21 protein-coding genes and 1 pseudogene are annotated in these 18064 nt (G+C 71.0%); 4 read left to right on the forward strand and 18 right to left on the reverse strand.

Annotated features, from left to right (window positions below; genetic code table 11):
* Window positions 1-47: 47 nt before the first annotated feature.
* The 9 genes from AB0B41_RS02060 to AB0B41_RS02100 form a co-directional block, all read right to left on the reverse strand.
* Complete coding sequence (locus AB0B41_RS02060) at window positions 48-239, reverse strand: hypothetical protein (RefSeq protein WP_358197907.1); 192 nt, start codon at window positions 237-239, stop codon at window positions 48-50.
* Between the two features lie 616 nt (window positions 240-855).
* Window positions 856-1722, reverse strand: coding sequence for an MBL fold metallo-hydrolase (locus tag AB0B41_RS02065; RefSeq protein WP_358197909.1), 867 nt, complete (start codon window positions 1720-1722; stop codon window positions 856-858).
* A complete protein-coding gene (locus AB0B41_RS02070) occupies window positions 1719-1997 on the reverse strand; it encodes a YciI family protein (protein ID WP_358197911.1) in 279 nt (92 codons plus the stop codon). Before AB0B41_RS02070 ends, AB0B41_RS02065 begins: the two co-directional genes overlap by 4 nt.
* A 25-nt stretch (window positions 1998-2022) precedes the next feature.
* Window positions 2023-2148 (reverse strand): hypothetical protein, encoded by a 126-nt coding sequence (locus AB0B41_RS02075; RefSeq protein WP_358197913.1) that lies wholly within the window; start codon window positions 2146-2148, stop codon window positions 2023-2025.
* 465 nt (window positions 2149-2613) lie between these two features.
* A complete protein-coding gene (locus AB0B41_RS02080; RefSeq protein ID WP_358197915.1) occupies window positions 2614-4221 on the reverse strand; it encodes an NAD(P)/FAD-dependent oxidoreductase in 1608 nt (535 codons plus the stop codon).
* 63 nt (window positions 4222-4284) lie between these two features.
* Window positions 4285-5742, reverse strand: a complete 1458-nt coding sequence (locus AB0B41_RS02085) for an aldehyde dehydrogenase family protein (protein ID WP_358197917.1) — start codon at window positions 5740-5742, stop codon at window positions 4285-4287.
* A complete protein-coding gene (locus tag AB0B41_RS02090) occupies window positions 5739-6890 on the reverse strand; it encodes an acyl-CoA dehydrogenase family protein (RefSeq protein ID WP_358197919.1) in 1152 nt (383 codons plus the stop codon). Before AB0B41_RS02090 ends, AB0B41_RS02085 begins: the two co-directional genes overlap by 4 nt.
* Window positions 6887-8029 carry an acyl-CoA dehydrogenase family protein gene (locus AB0B41_RS02095; protein ID WP_358197921.1) on the reverse strand — a complete coding sequence of 381 codons (1143 nt, stop codon included), beginning with the start codon at window positions 8027-8029 and terminating at the stop codon, window positions 6887-6889. Before AB0B41_RS02095 ends, AB0B41_RS02090 begins: the two co-directional genes overlap by 4 nt.
* The gene (locus AB0B41_RS02100; protein ID WP_358197923.1) at window positions 8029-9240 is read right to left on the reverse strand and encodes a CoA transferase; all 1212 of its coding nucleotides are present in this window, start codon (window positions 9238-9240) and stop codon (window positions 8029-8031) included. The genes AB0B41_RS02095 and AB0B41_RS02100 overlap by 1 nt, the downstream gene beginning before the upstream one ends.
* Before the next feature lie 204 nt (window positions 9241-9444).
* On the opposite strand from AB0B41_RS02100, the gene AB0B41_RS02105 reads away from it, so the two are divergent.
* A complete protein-coding gene (locus AB0B41_RS02105) occupies window positions 9445-10152 on the forward strand; it encodes a helix-turn-helix domain-containing protein (RefSeq protein WP_358197925.1) in 708 nt (235 codons plus the stop codon).
* A 68-nt stretch (window positions 10153-10220) separates the two neighbouring features.
* Here AB0B41_RS02105 and AB0B41_RS02110 read toward each other — a convergent pair whose 3' ends face one another.
* Window positions 10221-10400: a hypothetical protein gene (locus AB0B41_RS02110; protein WP_358197927.1), complete on the reverse strand. Its 180-nt coding sequence runs from the start codon at window positions 10398-10400 to the stop codon at window positions 10221-10223.
* Window positions 10401-10551: 151 nt separating this feature from the next.
* Between AB0B41_RS02110 and AB0B41_RS02115 the strand changes: the two genes are divergently transcribed.
* Window positions 10552-10881: a hypothetical protein gene (locus tag AB0B41_RS02115; protein WP_358197929.1), complete on the forward strand. Its 330-nt coding sequence runs from the start codon at window positions 10552-10554 to the stop codon at window positions 10879-10881.
* A gap of 349 nt (window positions 10882-11230) precedes the next feature.
* A pseudogene (locus AB0B41_RS02120) lies at window positions 11231-11335 on the forward strand (transposase); the annotation flags it as partial.
* Window positions 11336-11527: 192 nt separating this feature from the next.
* Here the strand turns inward: AB0B41_RS02120 and AB0B41_RS02125 are convergent.
* Complete coding sequence (locus AB0B41_RS02125; RefSeq protein WP_358197931.1) at window positions 11528-11968, reverse strand: hypothetical protein; 441 nt, start codon at window positions 11966-11968, stop codon at window positions 11528-11530.
* Between the two features lie 98 nt (window positions 11969-12066).
* On the opposite strand from AB0B41_RS02125, the gene AB0B41_RS02130 reads away from it, so the two are divergent.
* A complete protein-coding gene (locus AB0B41_RS02130; protein WP_358197933.1) occupies window positions 12067-12924 on the forward strand; it encodes a substrate-binding domain-containing protein in 858 nt (285 codons plus the stop codon).
* Window positions 12925-12999: 75 nt separating this feature from the next.
* Here AB0B41_RS02130 and AB0B41_RS02135 read toward each other — a convergent pair whose 3' ends face one another.
* From AB0B41_RS02135 to AB0B41_RS02165, 7 genes are all read right to left on the reverse strand, one after another.
* A complete protein-coding gene (locus AB0B41_RS02135) occupies window positions 13000-13320 on the reverse strand; it encodes a GYD domain-containing protein (protein WP_358198189.1) in 321 nt (106 codons plus the stop codon).
* Between the two features lie 433 nt (window positions 13321-13753).
* On the reverse strand, window positions 13754-14143 hold the full coding sequence (locus AB0B41_RS02140) for a hypothetical protein (protein WP_358197935.1): 390 nt from the start codon (window positions 14141-14143) through the stop codon (window positions 13754-13756).
* Window positions 14140-15270: a globin domain-containing protein gene (locus AB0B41_RS02145; protein WP_358197937.1), complete on the reverse strand. Its 1131-nt coding sequence runs from the start codon at window positions 15268-15270 to the stop codon at window positions 14140-14142. The genes AB0B41_RS02140 and AB0B41_RS02145 overlap by 4 nt, the downstream gene beginning before the upstream one ends.
* Window positions 15271-15398: 128 nt before the next feature.
* The gene (locus AB0B41_RS02150) at window positions 15399-15767 is read right to left on the reverse strand and encodes a hypothetical protein (RefSeq protein ID WP_358197939.1); all 369 of its coding nucleotides are present in this window, start codon (window positions 15765-15767) and stop codon (window positions 15399-15401) included.
* Window position 15768: 1 nt separating this feature from the next.
* Window positions 15769-16293, reverse strand: coding sequence for a universal stress protein (locus AB0B41_RS02155; protein WP_358197941.1), 525 nt, complete (start codon window positions 16291-16293; stop codon window positions 15769-15771).
* A 261-nt stretch (window positions 16294-16554) separates the two neighbouring features.
* Window positions 16555-17055 (reverse strand): helix-turn-helix domain-containing protein, encoded by a 501-nt coding sequence (locus tag AB0B41_RS02160; protein WP_358197943.1) that lies wholly within the window; start codon window positions 17053-17055, stop codon window positions 16555-16557.
* Window positions 17055-17825 (reverse strand): hypothetical protein, encoded by a 771-nt coding sequence (locus AB0B41_RS02165; protein ID WP_358197945.1) that lies wholly within the window; start codon window positions 17823-17825, stop codon window positions 17055-17057. The genes AB0B41_RS02160 and AB0B41_RS02165 overlap by 1 nt, the downstream gene beginning before the upstream one ends.
* Between the last annotated feature and the right edge of the window lie 239 nt (window positions 17826-18064).

An 18064-nucleotide genomic window follows, 5' to 3' on the forward strand; every position in this document is an offset into this window, starting at 1 on the left:
CGGTGCTGTTTGCAGAGCTCTGCTGGCACGGGCTCGTGGTTGTCTCTCTAGTGGTTGCCCTGGCGTTTGTGCGCGTGCCCCTCGTCCGGCGTTCCGCCGGCCGCGCCCTGCTCGACCGAAACGCCCTTGAGCGCCGCGCCCAGTTTCTCCTGAACCATTGGAATGTGCTGGCCCAAGTAATAGTCCATGTCGAATCTGGAGCCCTCGTTGTACGGGTAGAGCGAACTGACCTTGATCATTTCATCCCTCCCCTGCGATACCGGCACCGACGATCCCGCAGGGCGTGCGCCAGGGCAAGTCCGTCACTCACGCTCACGCCCTCTGCCCGGGCAGCAGTGCGGTACCTCCCGATCCGGCTGAGCAACCCCCTGCTTGTCCGAGTGCCGGTCGTCTGGCGCCGGCTGGGTCGGCGTTCGACGGTAGGTGATGGGGAGTGATCGTTCTGTCCAGCGTGCCGGGCCGTTCGTGCTCGGTCGAAGTTACCGGCCGTTCCGGGCCCGGATCCGTTGCGTGTTGTACCAGTCGTAATGGCAACGGAGCGGACGCCCGTACCAGCAGGCGGCCTTGGAGCCTGGTGATCGAGAGCGGCGCCCCTCGTTGCGGTGTCGCTGCCGGAGGAGATGCCCGTAGAAGCCATCGGGCTCGACCCGGGTGATCGACCTCCAGATCGGAGCAGGTGCGTCAGGCACACCCACTCCGTCTGGAGGTCCTCGCCTTGATCAAGGCGACGCACCGACCCGGCTGTCAACAACGGCCGGGGTCCGTACACCTAGGCGAACACCGAACGGCCGTCCGCAGCGCGGTCGGTGGCGACCCTGCTGACATCGATCGTCATGGCTCCTCCTCGTGGCCAGATCAGGACGACAGCCCCACCCAGCGTCGCCCGTTGGCCTGGACGACGCGGCCGAACGCCGACCCGCTGAAGTGCCCCTCGGCACCGATTGCTGACGGTGTGCCCTCGAGCTCGGCAGCGATCTTGTCGCGCGTCCGGGCCGCTGTGTCCGGGTCGACGTCGAAGATGATCCGGAGGTCGCCGTCGCCGAGCTGGATCGGGCAGTGCACGACGTCGCCGAGGATGATCGCGCGCTCAGTGCCGGAAGAGACCACCAGCGAGCAGTGGCCGGGGGTGTGACCCGGACTGGCGAGCACGTTCACCCCGCGCGCCAGAACCTGACCGTCGACGACCGACTCCACGCGGCCCTGCAGGGGCGCCTGCACCGCCTCGGGGTGCGGCCCGACCGCCGCCAGCCCCTCGTCGGTGACGTCCTGCCAGAACTCGAGCTCGCCGTCGCCGACCAGGTGGCGGGCGTTGGGGAAGGTCAGCTTGCCGTCCTGTGCGGTCCACCCGACGTGGTCAAGGTGCAGGTGCGTGTAGAACACCGTATCGACGTCGGCGGGCTGCACGCCGGCCTGGCGCAGGCTGGACAGCAGCCGCCCGCCGCGGAACTCCCCGCCGACGGGCTCGAAGGGTACGGTCATGTCCCCGAAGCCGAGGTCGACAACGATCTTCTCGTCGCCGGTCTCGATGAGGAAGCCGCCGAGGGTCAGCAGCAGCAGGCCGTCGGCGTCGAACAGCTCGCGGTGGGCCTCCCACAGCTCGGCGCTGCCGGTGGGGAACACCGCCTCCGCCGACACCGAGGCGTCGCCATCGGGCAGGTACGTGATCCGGATGTCGCCGACGTCGACGGACTCCACCGGAGCGGGACGGGCGGGAACGGTCATGCCAGCGCTCCCAACACCGGCTTGAAGGGGAAGATCTGGGTGTCGACGACGACGCCGTCGGCAACGTACGGGTCGCCGTCGAGTACCGACCTCAGCTCGGCCGCGTCGGCGACCTCGGCGACGAGGATGCCGCCGGCGCCGTCCTCGAACGGGCCTGCGATGCGGATCGCGCCCGCCGCGACCTGCTCCTTGAGGTACGCGCCGTGCGGGCCGCGCACCTTCTCGATCAGCTCCGTGTCCTCGGTGTACTTCCAGACCACGGTGAAGAACGCCATGCGATGTCTCCTTCGGATGTCGGGCTCACTGCCATTCACAGTGCGCCTGGATGCCGGCCCCGTCGTCGGTCAGCCAGCCCTTGTCGCCCGCGTACGCGAGCATCGCGGTGAAGGCGGCGGGCCAGTCGTCACCGACGCGCCCCTGCGCCATTCGCTCGATCGTGCGCGGCACCTCGCCGGTCCCACCGGCCTCGCGGAACACCTCGTAGAAGACGTGGTGCCCAGAAGTGCTTCCACCCGGTGCCGCTGCTGTTCAACGTGCTGGCGATGGTCGCCGTTCGTCAGAGACCCGCAGCTCAGAGAACACCCGCGTTGGGCTCGCCGCCGCCCGGGCCCGCGGCCGGGTGGGTGCGGCCCAGCGTGCTGACCCCGGCCAGGCTGGGCATCGCCCGGTAGCTCGACACGGGCGAGCACACCTTCGGCGAGATCGCCCAGGCCGTCGGCGTCGGGCGGGCGACGCTGTACCGGCACCTTTCGGTACCACGCCGCCCGCCCGATGAGGCCAGCCCAGCCCGTTGGTCGGTGGCCTATGTGCAGTCCCTCGAGACACTGGTAACCGGTGGAGCAGGCCACGCTGTGGTGCTCATCAGATCAGAATCTCCTCGAGATCGTACGATCAGGTCACGGCGAAGCCCTTGTAGCCGGCGTTCGCCATTTCGGACCACTTCTGAAGGTAGGTCGGCAGGCCGCCGGGGTAGTTGAGCAGCTGGCGCGGCTTGCCGGGGACGTTGGCGCCCATGTACCAGGAGTTGGCCTTCTCGTAGAGGCCGGCTTCGGTCAGCTCGGTGACGTGCGAGGTCCAGTTCCGGTCCGAGTCCGGCTCGGACTCGATCCGGCTGTAGCCGTTGTCGCGCAGGTAGTCGAGGGTGTCGAGGATCAGGTCGCCCTGCAGCTCTGCGCAGGTCGGACCGTTGCAGAAGCCGGATGGGCTCTGCGGGCCGTAGAGGAAGAACATGTTCGGGAACTTGGCCGTAGCGACTCCGAGGTAGGCCTCGACACCGTTGGACCACGTGTCCTTGAGTGAGCGGCCGTCGGTGCCCACGATGTCGATCGCGGTCAGCCCGCCGGTCACCGCGTCGAACCCGGTGGCGAGCACGATGATGTCGAACTCGCGATTGCCGGAGGCGGTTCGGATCCCGTGCGGAAGGATCCGCTCGATCGGGTCCTCGTGCAGGTCGACCAGTTCGACGTTGTCCTGGTTGAAGATGTCGTAGTAGGTGCGCTCCAGGGAGGGGCGCTTGACGCCGAAGGGGTAGGCCTTCTTCAGCGGCGCGAGCTTCTCCCGCAGGATCGGGTCCTTGATGCGGGCGCGCGTGCGGTCCCGCCAGAAGCGGTAGGCAGTGTCGTTCGCCTCCTCCTCGAACAGGACGTCCTGGTAGGTGCCGAGCCAGAACTTGAAGCCGCCCTCCCACAGCTCCTCGTAGGTGGCAGTGCGCTCCTCCTCGCTCACCTCGAGTGCGGACTTGGGGATGAAGTCCCACTCGAAGCCGGCGAAGGTGGTCCCGCGACGGCTGAAACGCTCCTCGAGGTGAAGCTTGATGCGCTCGTTGTCCTCGTCGCTGAGGTCGAACTGGCGCATGGGGAGCGCCTGGACCGGGGTGCGCTGGAAGATCGTCAGCTGCGAGGCGGACTTCGCGGCCTCCTGGGCGACCTGCACCCCGCTCGCACCGGTGCCGATGATGGCGATCCGCTTGTCACGCAGGTCGACACCCTCCTGCGGCCACAGCCCGGTGTGGTGGCTGATGCCCTCGAAGTCGTCGAGGCCGGGGATGTCCGGGAAGATCGGCTTTGACCCGAACCCTGTGCAGAGCACGAAGTACCGGCAGATAGTCGTCGAGCCGTCGCCCGCCTTGACCGTCCAGCGGTTGGTCTTCTCATCGAAGGTCGCCGATTCGACCCTGGCGTTGAAGCGGATGTCCTTGCTCAGGTCGAGCTTCTCATCGACGTGCGCGAAGTAGCGGCGCAGCTCCTGCCAGCCCGGGTACAGCTCGGAGAACCCGAAGTCCTTCCACAGGTCCTCGCGGGTGAACTGGTAGATCGGGCCTTCGCTGTCCACGCGGGCGCCCGGGTAGCAGTTCCAGTACCAGATGCCACCCATGCCGCCGCCAGCCTCGAGCACCTTCGCCGTGAAACCGCGCTTGCGGAGGTTCTCTAGCTGGTAGAGACCGGCGAAGCCGGCCCCGACGATCAGGACATCGAACTCCTCGACGCTGGTCGTACTCACAGTTGAACTCCCTCTCCTCGTTGAGTATCGAACGGAATGACGATGCGAAACCCTGGCCGCGGTCTATGCGGATCGGATGTAGGCGGTCTTGACGTTGGTGAAGAAGGCGCGAGCGGCCTTGCCCTGTTCGCGGTCGGTGTTGCTGGAGGCCTTGAGCCCGCCGAACGGCACGTGCGGCTCGACGCCGGTCGTCTCCCGGTTGACGTGCACCATTTCGGCGCGGGACCGGCGTAGGAAGGCCATGGTATTGCCGAGGTTCGAGGTGAACACGGATGCCGCGAGCCCGAACGCGGTGTCGTTGGCCTTCTCGAGGGCCTCCTCGGTTCCCGCCACCGGCTGCAGTACGGCGAGCGGGCCGGAGATCTCCTCGTGCATCAGGGGGCTGTCGTCTGCGACTCCGGCCAGCAGCGTCGGGGAGACGAAGTAGCCGGATCGTTCGGTCCCAGTGCGGCCGCCGGCGATGATTTCGGCCCCTTCAGCCTCGGCGAGCTGCAGGTAGTGATGGAACTTCTCGTACTGGGCGCGGGAGGCCAGGGGGCCGACGTCGGTCGCCTCGTCCCGCGGGTCGCCCACGACGAGTGCGCGGATGCGCTCGATGAGCAGCTTCCGCAGCTCGCCCTCCACCGCGGCCTCGACGTACACGCGACTCGTCGCGGTGCAGCGCTGCCCGGTGGAGAACATCGATGCCGAGACGATCCGCTCGGCGGCGTCGGCCAGATCGGCGTCGGCGAGCACGACGAGCGGGTTCTTGCCGCCCATCTCCGGCTGTACCTTCACGTTCCGGTCCGCCACAGCCTCGCGCAGGCTCGTGCCGACGCGGCCGGCCCCGGTGAACGCCACCGCGCCACGTCGGGGGCCGCCGGTGAGTGCGGGCGATAGCGCGGCTCCGCTGCCGGTCACGACGTTGAGCAGCCCGGCGGGCGGGCCGGCATCCGCGAGGGCGGCGGTCAGCCGGACCGCCGTCCCGGTGCTCGCCTCCGCGGGATTCCAGACGACGGCGTTGCCGAATCCCAGGGCGGGGGCGATCTTCCAGGCGGGGACTGCGACCGGGAAGTTCCACGGTGTGATCGCGAGGACGACCCCGACCGGCTCCGACAGGGTCAACAGCGTTGTCGCCGGGTCGGCGCTCGGGTAGACCTCTCCGGCTGACTGCAGGACTTCGCCGGCGAAATACCGGAAGATCGACGCCGCCCGCAGCGCCTCGGCCCGGGCGTCCCGGATCGTCTTGCCCATGTCCGCGGTCATGGCGAGGGCGAGGTCCTCGGCGGCCGCCTCGACCGCGGCGGCGGCCTGGCGCAGGAACTCGGCGCGCTCGGGCGCGGGCGTCGCCGCCCATTCGGGTTGCGCCTTCGCGGCCGCGGCGTACGCGTCGGCGACGTCCGCGGCGGTCGCGGCCGAGTAGGCGCCGGTCTCCCGGCGCGGGTCCGCGGGGTCGGTGGCGCGGAACGCCGCCGCCGCGGACCGCCACCGGCCGTCGATGAACAGCGATTCCCCCGCCGGCGCGGGTGCAACGGTGGTCATCGGTCTCCCGCCTCGGATGACGGGCGGGACGCGGTGCCCGCGGGTTCGCGAGGGTCGTCGGGGCCGGCGAAGGGTCCGGCCTTCGGGCCGGGAACGAGGCCAGGCGCCCAGCCCCGCACCGGGCTGCGAAGGTGGAACAGCAGCAGTGGCCATAGGGCCTCGCCGCCTGCCGTCACAGCCATTGTCGTCGCGGCGTCGTCCCATCCGTGGAGATGTCCGTACTCGTTGCGCCACGCGAGCGCCCGGGTGGTCGATTTGTGCAGGTCGTGCTCTGCCGTCGTGCCGATCGCCCCGTGGACCTGGTGGGCGTTTCGGGTCACGACGGAGGCCGCGTGGCCGGCGCAGGACCGCGCGGCCGCGACCGCGAACGGCAGGCCAGGGTCCCTGGCTGCGGCCAGGTCGACGGCCCCGTCGACGGCCGCCCGAGCGAGGGTGGTCTCCGCGGCGGCGTCGGTGATCAGCGCTTGGACGGCCTGGAAGTCTGCCAGTCGGCGGCCGAACTGCACGCGGGTCCCGGCGTGCTCGATGCTCAGCTCGACGGCCCGCTCGAGGGCCCCGGAGATCTGCGCGGCGCGGGCCAACGCGCCACGCAGCAGCAGGTCCTCGACCAGGAGCCGCTCCACTGGCACGCCGCGCATGGGACCCGCGTCCACGACGGTGCTCCGAGGCTCGCCCGCCAGGTTTGTCCCGTGCCCCAGGACGAGGTCGGCGGGTGCGACCACGGCGACGCGCCACCCGTCACCGTCGGGCCGGACCAGGATGACCCGGTCGGCGACGGCGGCGTACGGCGCGGCCCCGCGCCCGTCGACGCCGAGGACGCAGACGGTGTCCACACCCCCGTCCTCGGCGGCCGGTAGTCCGGTCCGGTCCAGCAGCCAACCGGCCAGCAGGTCGTGCTCGACCTGCGGGACGTCGAGCGCGTGGAAGGCCAGCCTCCGAATGAGGTACGCCCCGTCCGGCCACTCCGCCCCGCTGCCTCCCGAGGCCTCCGGCGTGGTCAGCCGGGCGAACCCGAGATCGGTCAGCGAGGCCCACAGGTCCCGGTCGAAGTAGGGGGCGCCGCGGTCGTTCACGGGCCGGCCGCGCCGGTCGCCCAGCACGGAGTCGATCGTCTCGGCCAGCATGGGGTCGACGTGTCGGGCGCTCATCGGCTGACTCCGATCTGGCGCGCGACGATCCCCCGCAGGACCTCGTTCGAGCCGCCGCGCAGGGTGAAGCCGGGCATCTCGAGCAGGCTCGCCCGCACGTGCTCTTGCAGCCGGGGTTCACGGTCCGGCGGGAGGCCGCCCGCGAGCGCGTCCGCGACGTCGGCGATATCGCCCTCGTGCCGGGTCCCCAGCAGCTTGACGACCGCGGCCTCACTTGACGCCGAGTCGCCCTGCGCGAGGGTCTCCGCCACGTCCGTGGACATGCGGTGCAGGGCCGCAGTGCGGGCGACGAGCCGGCCGACACGAGCGTCCGCGGGCACCGAGCCGCGCCCGGTGGCGGCTACCAGCTCCTGCAGCAGGGGGTAGGTCGACAGCAGCCGCTCCGGGCCGCTGCGCTCGAAGGCGAGCTCCGAGGTGACCTGCTTCCACCCGTCCCCGATGTTGCCGAGCACGCCGCCGTCCGGGACGAATGCCTCGTCGAGCACCACTTCGTTGAAGTGGTGTTCCCCGTTCATCGAAGTGATCGGCTTGACCTGCACCCGGGGGTTGTCGAGCTCGACCACGAACTGGCTGAGCCCGGCGTGCCGGTCGTCGGGGTCGGTCGCGGTGCGGGCCAGCACGACCAACGCGTGCGCCCGGTGCGCCCCGGAGGTCCACACCTTCGTGCCGGTGAGCTCCCACCCGCCGTCGACCTCGGTGGCGCGCGTGCGGACGCTCGCCAGGTCCGAGCCGGAGTCGGGCTCGCTCATGCCCAACCCGAAGTAATACGCGCCGGAGGCGATCCGAGGCAGGTAACGCCGCTTCTGCTCCTCGGTCCCGTACTTGAGGATCGAGGGCGCGATCTGCCGGTCGGCGATCCAGTGGGCGGCGACCGGGGCGCCGGCGGCGAGCAGCTCCTCGGTCACGGAGAACCGCTCAAGATGCCCCCGGTCGTGGCCGCCGAACTCGGCTGGAATGGTCATCCCGACCCAGCCCCGCTCGGCGAGCAAGCGGCTGAACGACTCGTCCCAGCCGGTGAGCCAGCTGTTGACCCGGGGAGTGAACACGCCCGCCTCGACGGCTCCCGCCAGGAAGCGGCGCACCTCGGCCCGCAGCTCACGCAGTTCCGGTCTCGGCCGGTCCGTGATCGTCGAGGTCATCACGCGCACTTCTCGTTCACGGGGGCCGGGTGGTCGCCCGCCACGACGTTGCGGGCGAACAGGTCCGCGACCTCGCCCGGCGAGTAGCCGGCCTGGGCGAGGATCTCGGCGGAGTTCTCCCCAAGACGCGGGGCGTGGCGAGTGAGCCCGACCGGGGTCTCCGAGAAGTCCATCGGGGTCGGGGTCACGAAGTACCGGCCCTCGGAGGGGTGCTCGACGCTGCGCAAGAGGTTCCGCTCGCGGACGTAGTCGTTCTGCCCCACCGCAGCGAGGTCGAGCAGTTCGCTTGCCGGGATCTCGTGCTTCGCACAGAGCTCCAGCCACTCGTCGGTCGTCCGGTGCCGGGCCATCTGACCGACGGTGGCGAGCAGCTCGTTCATGTTTCGGTGGCGGTCGTTGACCTCCCGGAACCGCGGGTCGTCGGCGAGTTCGGGCTGGCCAGCGAGAGCGAAGAAGTCACGCCAGTTCTGGTCGGAGTACGGCATGATGCAGATCCACCCGTCGGCCGTCCGATGCGGCCGGCGCTCCGACACGAGGATCCGGGACCAGCCGAAGTCCCCCTCGGGCGGATCAAAGGTGTGACCACCCAGGTGCTCGACCAGGTTGAACGCAATCATCGCATCGACCATCGGCACATCCACGCTCTGTCCCCGGCCCGTCGTGCGGGCCCGCAGCACCGCCGCCAGGGCCGCGACCGCGATGTGCAGTGCGACCACCTTGTCCGCGATGACGTATGGGGCGTAGCTCGGCTGCCCGTAGACCCGATCGGTGAGCAACGCCGCACCCGACGCGGCCTGCACGATGTCGTCGTAGGCCGGGCTGTCCGCCAACTCTGTCCGGGAGCCGTAGGCCTGCGCGGTGCACATCACCAGCCGCGGGTTGCACTCGGACAACGCCTCGTAGGTGATGCCCAGGCGCTCCCTGGACCGCGGCCGCAGGTTCGTGACGATCACGTCGGCGTCCTCGACCAGCCGCCGCAGCGCCGCAAGCCCGTCCGGCTCGCGCAGGTTCAGCGCGATGCTGCGCTTGTTGCGCTGCAGGTTCAGCGTCATCGCGGTCATCCCGGCGTGGCGGCGGGCGCCGATGCCGCGGGTCATGTCTCCGTCCAACGGCTCAACCTTCACCACATCGGCACCGAGGTCGCCGAGCACGGCCGTGGCGTACGGACCCATCACCACGGTCGTGAGATCGATGACGCGAACCCCGTGCAACGGCCCGACCGCGCTGGGCCACGCCGCGCCATCCGGGCGGCCTGGATCATCTGTGATGTCATGCACAGGCCGCACTGTGCCATCCAGCTGCGAAGACCGCAAGTACGTGAGATGCTACGTATATACGTTGCAGTTACGATGAGCGGGGAGGCGTGCATGACGACACACGGCGCGATGCGGGGACGCGGACGACCTCGGCATCGCATGATCGATCTGATGGCGGCCCTGCTCCAGGAGGCGGCAGGGTCTCCGGACGGTCTGACCCTCACCGAGATGGCCGCGAGGTCCGAGGCACCGTTGAGCACGGTGCAGACCCTGGTGAACGGGCTCGTCGTCGCCGGATATCTCGATGAGCGAGCGCGGCGCTACACGCTGGGAGCAGCGCCCTACCTGCTGAACTTGATGGCCGGCCGGTATATGCCCGGGAAGGTGACCCACGAGCACCTGAAAGCGATACATGGCGAGACCGGCCTGACGACAGTCCTCTCGATCGCGGTCGCCAATGATTTGTTCTACGTGGACCACGTGTCGAACGATCCGAAGTACGCATACCTGGCGGAGAACCGAGTGCGGCGGTCTCTCATACGGACCTCGTCGGGCTGGGTCCTGCTTGCAGGCATGGAACAGCGCAGTCTCTGGACCTACCTCCGGAATCTCCCTCAGGACGAGGAGCAGTACGTCGATCTCTTCCTCGACCACCTTCAAGGGCTGCAGGAAACCGGGATCTGCGCCTCCCCGCACGTCTCTGACATCGGCGAAGGAGTGTCGATGGCCGTCAAGGAAAACGGCCGGACCAGGGCGGCGATTGGAATCGTCGGAACTCGGCACGACATATCAGCCAGATGCGACGAGTTGGTGGAAACGCTTCTGCGCCACCAACCTTCGTTCAGCCTCGATGCACCATCGGAATGATTCGGGGAGGGTGCGTCGTCATGCACGAATGGCCTCCCGGCCTGGAGCGATAGGGCTTGCTGAACGTCCTACGTGGTCTCGGCCGACCCGACGAGCGCCTGGGTCTCGGCGGTCTGCTTCGCCGCGTCGGCCAGTGACCCGCCGCCCGCGGCCTTGCTGAGGTTCTCTGTGAGGCCGTGCGAGCCGTGCGCGCCGCGGGCCTTCGCGACCTGGACGATATGTGGGCCCGGGCTGGGGCCTCGCCACATGTGACCGTGGATTGCCGGGCAGGAAGTGGGTCCTGGCCGCGTAGAGCCACACGATGTGGGAGGCCCCAGCGGACCGGAAGCGTCCGAGCGTCGGGCTGGATGTGCACGCACGATCGGTGGTGGCCTGAGGCTGGACGGGGCGACCGGCGAGGTGTTCGAGCGCCGGCTGACCCCGGACCACGGCGAGCTGCTGGGCTGGCTGCGTTCGCTGCCCGGCCCGGTCGCGACGACCTATGAAGCCGGCCCGACCGGGTTCGGGCTGGCCCGGTTCCTGGCCGATGAAGGCGTCGACTGCCAGGTGGCGGCGCCGTCGAAGCGGCAGCGCCCGTGCGGGGACCGGGTCAGGACCGACCGCCGCGACGCCGGGCACCTGGCCCGGCTGCTGCACCTGGGCGAGATCGTGGCGGTGGCCGTCCCGAGCGCGAGCAGGAGACCGCCCGGGATCTGGTCCGGGCCCACGAGGACGTCCGCGCGGATCTGATGGCGGCCCGGCACCGCCTGTCCTACGCTGTTGCTGGGCCAGGGCATCGTCTACTCCGGCGGCAAGCCCTGGACCGGAACCCACGACCGGTGGCTGCGCGCCCAGCGCCGGCTGCCGGCGTTCGACCAGCCCGGGTTGGGGCTGGCCTTCGACATCGCCTACGACACCGTGCTGGCCACCCTCGCCCGACGGGAACGGCTCGACGCCGCGATCGGCGAGATGGCCGCCGAGAGCGCGTTCTCCCCGGTGGTGACCCGGCTGGGGTGCCTGCGCGGGGTCTGCACGTTGGCGGCGTTCGGGTGCGGTCGAGATCGGAGACTGGACCCGGCTCAGCAGGCAGGCGATCGTCGCGGACCTGGGGCTGGTGCCCACCGAGTCCTCCTCCGGCACCACCAGATCCCAGGGCTCGATCACCAAGACCGGCAACGCGCACGCCCGCCGGCTCCTGGTCGAGGCCGGCTGGCACCACCGCCGCCCCCTGCGCCCCAGCGTCGTGCTCACCCGCCGGCAGAACCGCGCCGGCCCGACCAGCGGATGAAGGTTGCGCAGCGATTCGGTACACGACTCAGCTCGACCTGCCCGCTCCACGCCCAAGCGCAGCACGATCGGCATCGCGCACTTCCGGCGCCTTCGAAGTGGGCCCACTTCAACTGCTCGGCGGCGTCGTCCTCGCCCGCAGCCACGTGGCGATCCCTGCTGACAGGCCGCGCGACTTCGGCGTGTGCTGCACGACGCTCACGATCAGCGCGGCTTCTTGCGGTAGGGACCATTTGACGGCGTGGTAGACCGCAGAGAGCGAGGCAGTGCTGTCGATGAGCAGCAGGCCCGGGGCTGCCGTCCGCGCCTCTTCCCATGGGCCCACGAGATCAGTGGGCGGTTGTGATGTCCACGCGAGGTAAATTGGCACGCTCGCATGTACCCGAAGCTGGGTGAGGTGATAGCTCGCGCCGACGGCCCCGCGCTCGTCTGCGTCGGCCGGATGGTGCAGTTGCTCGCCGACCAAGTGCCGGTGTTCGTCGCCGTTCGCTCGCCTGGCCGGGGTCGGCGTCGGCACCGCCTCCCGCGCGATCAGCGGCCGCGGCTCCATCGACCGCCACCAAGGACAAGGTCCTCGCCGCCGCCGCCGCCCAGCTCGGCTACCGGCCCAACGCCGCCGCCCGCGCCCTGCGTGAACGCCGCACCCGGGTGATCGGGCTGCTGCTGCCCGACATCCACAACGAGTTCTACACCGCCAGCGCCGCGGTCCTGCAGACCGTGCTCGACGACGCCGGCTTCCAGCTCCTCGTCGCCACGACCGGCAACGACCCGAAGGCCGAGCAGGCCGCCCTCGCCGCCATGCTCGACGGGCAGGTCGACGGGATCGTCCACGTCCCCGTCGACGACACCGCGGAGCTGCCCACCGACGTCCCGATCGTGCAGCTCAACCGCCGCTCCGAGCCCACGCGGGTGCCCGCCGTCGTCAGCGACGACGTCGACGGGGTCGCCGCACTCACCGCGGCGATCATCGAGGCCGGGCACACCGACCTCGCCGTGATCGTCGGCCCGCCCGACCACAGCACCAGCCGCGGCCGGCTTGCCGGCTACCACCGGGCAGTGGCCGAGGCCGGTATCCCCGAGACGGACGAGCGCACCGATCGCGGCCGCTCCCGCGTGCTGGTCTGCCCCTTCACCCCCGACGGCGGCGCCGCCGCCCTCGCCGACGTCGCCGACGACCTGCCACACGCCCTCATCGCGCTGTCCAGCCGGCTCACGCTCGGCGTCCTGCGCGAGTGCGGCGAACGCGGCATCCGGATCCCCGCCGACCTGTCCCTCGCCGGCCGCGGCGACCCCGAGTGGTACGCGGTCGGGCAGCCGCCGCTGACCACCTACGTCCCACCCCTGGCCGAGATGGGACGCCGCGCCGCCCTCACCCTCCTCGACCTCCTCGGCGAGAGGCCGATTACACCCGCGACGCCGCTCGTCGTGCCCGGTCGCCTCGTCGTTCGGTCGTCGGTCGCCGGACTCATCGCCGGCGCGCAGCATCCGACGACGGTACGAGCGTGATCGAAGGGGCGACGCCGCCTCGAGCCGCGCATCCCGGCCTCCACCCGTGCGGGCAGCCGTTCGCTCGTCGGTCGCTCAGGCCGACGGTGGCTCGTACCGGACGTCCCGTTGCGCGGCCTGATCCAGCTGCTCGGGTGTCAGCAGGACAGTCGTCCGGGAGATCGCCGCTCCGGAGGCGGCGGTGCGAAGGCTCAGTGCCGCCGCAGCGACGTCGTCCGGTACCTCGCCCAGGACGACCAGATCGTGCGGTCCGAACGCGAAATAGCAGGCCTCGACTCGTCCGCCGACGCTCTCCACCATCTCGACGATCGCTGCTCGCCGCGCGCTCCCGCCCTGGTCGAGCACCCCGCGCGCGCCCTCGGGCGAATAGCTCACCTGCCACAGGTACCTCGGCATCGTCGCCACGCCTTCCTCGGGGGTGGGTCGTGTCGAGCAATCCTTGACCCGGAGCCGCCGGCGCGACAACCCGTCGGCCGGGCGAGAAGCGCGGGGGAGTGCTCTCCGTGGTTCTGATTTCGGGTCGTGCCCTTGGCACACCGCCGCAGCCGGAGGCGGCGTTGGTGCCGGTACGGGGAAGCGTGGCCACTGTGTCGGCAGGAAGGACCAGGCGGGCGGTGGCGAGAGCGAGGGCGACCTCGCCGGTTGTTCGATCAGCGTCTTCGGCCCAGGAGGCCTCCTGCTCGGTCTCAGGTACCGAGTAGCAGGCGACCAGCAGGTTCGAGAGCTCGCGCAGGAGCTCTTCGACGGCGTGAGCACGGCTCGTGCCGCGGATGGGTGTCATGGTGGCGCTCTTCTGTCCGCTGCTTCGGCAGGTGGGGACCGCCGGGGGTCAGGGCCAGATCAGGTTGTCCGCGAGGCTGGATGCCGTGGCCTCGCCGTGGGTGAGAAGCTCGTGGGGGTCGTCCCGGAAGGCCTGCAGCACGATGAGCGCGGCGAGGTGACGTTCGTCGGGGTCGCGCAGCAGGCGGGTGCGGGTGGAGCCCGTGGGTCCGACGAAGGCGAGCGGTGTGCTCGGGTCGTTGCAGGTCCCCGCGATCACGGTCCACGCCGGGTCGCTCATGGCTTTTCGGGCGTGCAAGGTCGGCGCTGCGGGGGTCGTGTCGACCCGGCAGTCGAGTCCGGCTCGTCGGACGATCTGAGCGACCAGGTGCAGGTCGATCTTTCCGACGTTCCGGTCGGTCGCGTAGCCGTTGTCGGTGGTGGCGGTCGGGTGCGTCATCGTCTGATCGCCAGTGAGGTCGGCAGGGGGTCGCTGTGGAGCTGCTCGGCGGGTATGCCGGCCGTGTGGAGCTGGTCGAGGGCCGTGGCCTGCATGCGGGGTGGCCCGCAGACGACGATGTCGTGCTGCTGCCAGGTCCGGGCCCGCAGGGCGGCTCCGACCGGGGAGCTGGGCCGGTGGGTGCCGGTGGAGGCGACGACCGGGGTGACGGTCAGCCACGGCCGGTGGCGGGGGCGCGGGCCGCTGGTGAGCAGGGCGTGGAGCTCGTTCTTGCTGCGCGCGGCCGCGTAGATGTGTGTGCGGGGCGGGTCCTCGCGGGTGTCGAGAGCGGCGATCAGGGCGTTGAGTGGGCCGAGGCCGGTTCCTCGGCCGAGCAGCAGTAGATCCCTGGTCGTGGTGAGGGCGTCCGGGAGCCGTCCGAGCGGTGGGCCGATCCGCCAGGTGTCGCCTGGCCGGGTCCGGGCGACCAGGGCGGGGCTGACCACTCCGCCGGGCAGGGCGCGAACGTGGAAGCGCAGGACCCCGTCGGGGCGGGCCGGCTCGATGGGGGACAGGCAGCGCCACAGACCGGGTCGCTGGGGGATCTCGACGCTGATGTACTGGCCGGGGTGGTGGGGCAGCGGCTCGAGGGTCTGCACCACGATGCCGGCGAGGTCGGCGGCGAGTCGGTGGTGTTCGACGACACGGCCCAGCCACAGCGCCGGTCCGCGGTCGGCAGCGGCGGCGGTGAGCATCTCGTGGGTGGCGGCGGTGTAGGCGCCGGCCCAGGCGTCAGCGAGCGAGGGTGTCCACACCGGGCCGTGGATGTGTGCGAGAGCGGCGAGCAGCGCCTGCGCGCCGGCCTCGTAGTGGGTGGCGGTGACGCCGTGTTTGCGGTGGTCGCGCCCGAGATCGGCGAGTCGGCGGGTGAGTTCGCGGCGCTGATCGAGGCGTTGCACCAGCCAGATCAGCGTGTCGGCCAGCGGTGCTCGACGGCCGTACGGGTCGAGCGGGAACAGGGTGCGCAGCCCGGGGGCGTGTGCGAACAGGGCCTCGTAGAAGCGCTCGTTCAGCTCCTCGGCGCGGTTCTCGACCCGGGCGCGGCTGCGCCTGAGCAGGTCGAGCTGCGCCTGGTCCAGGGTCTCCATCCCGCGAGCGCGACGCGGCCGCCCGCGCGGTCGTGTCGTGCCGCGGCTCGGTGCGGGGCTCGGGTCGGCCGACGCCGGAGAGCCCGTCGTGGCGGCGCTCGGGGCCTGTGGGGTCGCCGGGTGGTGCATCAGCGCCTGCCGAGCTGGGCGGGGGTACCGGCCACGGCACCGCGGCAGGTCGCGAGCTGCTCGGCGGTGCGCGACAGGATCGCCTGCGCCCCGACCGCCGCGCCGTACTCGGCACGGACCGCGCGATCGGCAGCTGTGTCGGCGATGAGGACGAGCCGCTCGGCGTGGACCGCGGCGCGCAGCAGCAGCGAGTAGGTCCAGAGACGCACTGGTGATCCACCTTGTTGTTCGGTGAGTTCGGGTATGACGGTGAGCTCGGGGCCGGCCGGTAGGTGGGTGGCGACGGCGGTCAGCGTGAGGGTCTCGGCGTGAGCGCGGGCCGGGTCGCGCGGGAGACGCAGCCGCAGCAGTGCAGCGACGACGCCCATGTCAGGCCGCCTTGTCGGTGAGGGCCCAGTCCGCGATGACCCGCTGCAGCTGGCGGGTGCCCTGTCTGCCCCGGGCGAGCGTCGGCGTGGTCCGGGCCATCTCGGGGGCGGGGACGACCAGGATCGGGCATCGGGCCTGGCGCAGGCACTGGCGCGCGGTGGGCGGGATGGTCCAGCGGCCGGGGCGCCCGGCCCCGAGGACGAGCAGGTCCGTGTCGAGGTGGGCCAGCCGTGGCAGCCGGTATCCGGGGCGGCCCTCGACGACCACGGTGCGCAGGTCGATGTCGTCCGGTGCCCCGCCCATCGCCTCGTCGAAGGCCTGCGTGATGAGCTGCAGGCGCGTGGTGACACCCGGTTTGTGCGCGGTGGCGCGCATGGACTCCAGGTCGTTGCCGGTCTCCCAGACGTGGATGGCGTAGAGCACGGCGTCGCGCTCGCGTGCGGAGTCGGCGGCGACTCGCAGCGCCTGCAGGTTGGTCAGCGTTCCGGTCACGCCGACGATCACCCGCTTTCGAGCAGACGTCATTGCTTCTTCATCCCTTCGCTTCCGATATCGACCCGACAAATCGGCGCGACGACGCGCGGCAGCGTGAGGCCGGGTGACGGGCATGCGGGCGTCGGCAGGGGACTGAGGAGGACACCCGCATGCCCCGGTCCAGGCACCTCCTGGACGACACCCACGATGCCGGGGACCGCGGCCCGCGGCAGGGGTGGCGGCCGGCCAACTCTGCACCCGTGAATCTGCCGGACCTCGGCAATCAGCTGTGGGGGGTCGGCAGGGGATGGGTCAGCCGGGGTCGGGTGCGGGGAGGTCCCGCTGGGGCCAGCCGAGCAGGCGGGCGCCGAGTACGGCGGCGTGCACGGTGAAGCGTTGTGCGGGGTCGGTCGGGTCGTAACCGGTGAGCTCGGCGATGCGCTCCAGCCGGTAGGTGACCGCGCGCACGGACAGGTGCAGTCGTCGTGCGGTCTCGGTCACCACGCAACCGGTGGCGAAGTAGGCGTCGAGGGTCTCCAGCAGCGGTCCGGCGCCGCCGCGGGCGCGTGCCAGGGGACTGGCCACGGCGTGCACGAGGTCGGTGATGGCGGGCTGGTCGCGCAGCAGGACCCGGTAGATCAGCAGGTCCTCGGCCCGCACGACCGGCATGTCCAGCTGCAGGCGCACCGCCATGCCCAGCGCTTCGCGGGCCTCTTCGTAGGAGCGGGCGATGCCGTAGGAGCCCGGGTAGGGCCGGCCCACCGTGATGCGCCAGGGGCCGCCACGCGGAAAGCGGCTCAGGTCGGTGTGCATCAGCTCGCCCAGTCCTCCGCGGGTGGCGGGTACCCACCGGGCGACGTGGGAGCCGTGGGGCCGGCCGGGGCGGTCGGGGTGGCGGGCGCGACCACGACGATGCTGCCGTCCTTGGTCGCGACGAGCACGTCGCGGTCCCCGATGCCCTGCACGACCGCACGTTCCAGGCTGCTCAGGGCGGCCTCGGCGTCGACGAGCCGGCCGGTGGGCGCGGCCAGGGCCACCTGGTGGGGTTGGGCCATGTCGAGCCCGAACGGCTCGGCGCGCTCGACCAACGCGCCGATGTCGGCGTCGCCGCGCAGCAGGTCTTCGATCAGCTCGCGCCGCAGGGTCTCCTCGCTGCGCATCATGTCGCGGCGGGCGAGGGTGTAGCCCTCGGCGACGCTGGCCACGGCCCGGTCGACCGCGCGCATGACGGCCTCGGCGGCATTCGCGGTGGTGGCGCTGTCGGGGAACGTCACCACGGCGGGCAGCTCGCGCCACAGCCGCCAGGCCGCCGACAGGTACAGCTGGACGGCGTTGCCGGCGGACACGCCGAGCTCGGCGGCTCGGCGGCCGTTGAGCCCGACGGCGTCGAGCTCGGCCTTGTCCGGTCGGCGGCCGGTGGTGGCGGCCTCGACCAGTACCGACAGGAAACCGCCGAGGAGCTCGACCGGGACGCCTCCGGCGCCGCGGCTGGCCTCCTGCGCGACCCGGTGCAGCCAGGCCTGCTCGCCGCTTCGGGTCTGCGGATCGGGTGGGATGCCGGGTCGTCCGGTCGGGTGGGTCATCGCTGTCGTTCTCCTCCGCCGTACCTGCGGTCGAGGCGGCGTCCGGTCCAGATTGCCGGAGCACGGCAATCAAGTGCAATCCAACTTCGTTCGGGTTCGTCCCTGCGCCGGGCCGGGTGAACAGGGCACCGTCGAGAACGGCGCCCCTGTCGTCGCGGCCTCGCCCGCGATGGTGCCTTGATCATTTCTGGTTTCGGGCCGGGTCCTTGCCCGGCTGAAGGAGGGTTCGAGACACGTGC

This window comes from Pseudonocardia sp. NPDC049154 (genome assembly GCF_040648315.1).
Classification (GTDB): Bacteria; Actinomycetota; Actinomycetes; order Mycobacteriales; family Pseudonocardiaceae; genus Pseudonocardia.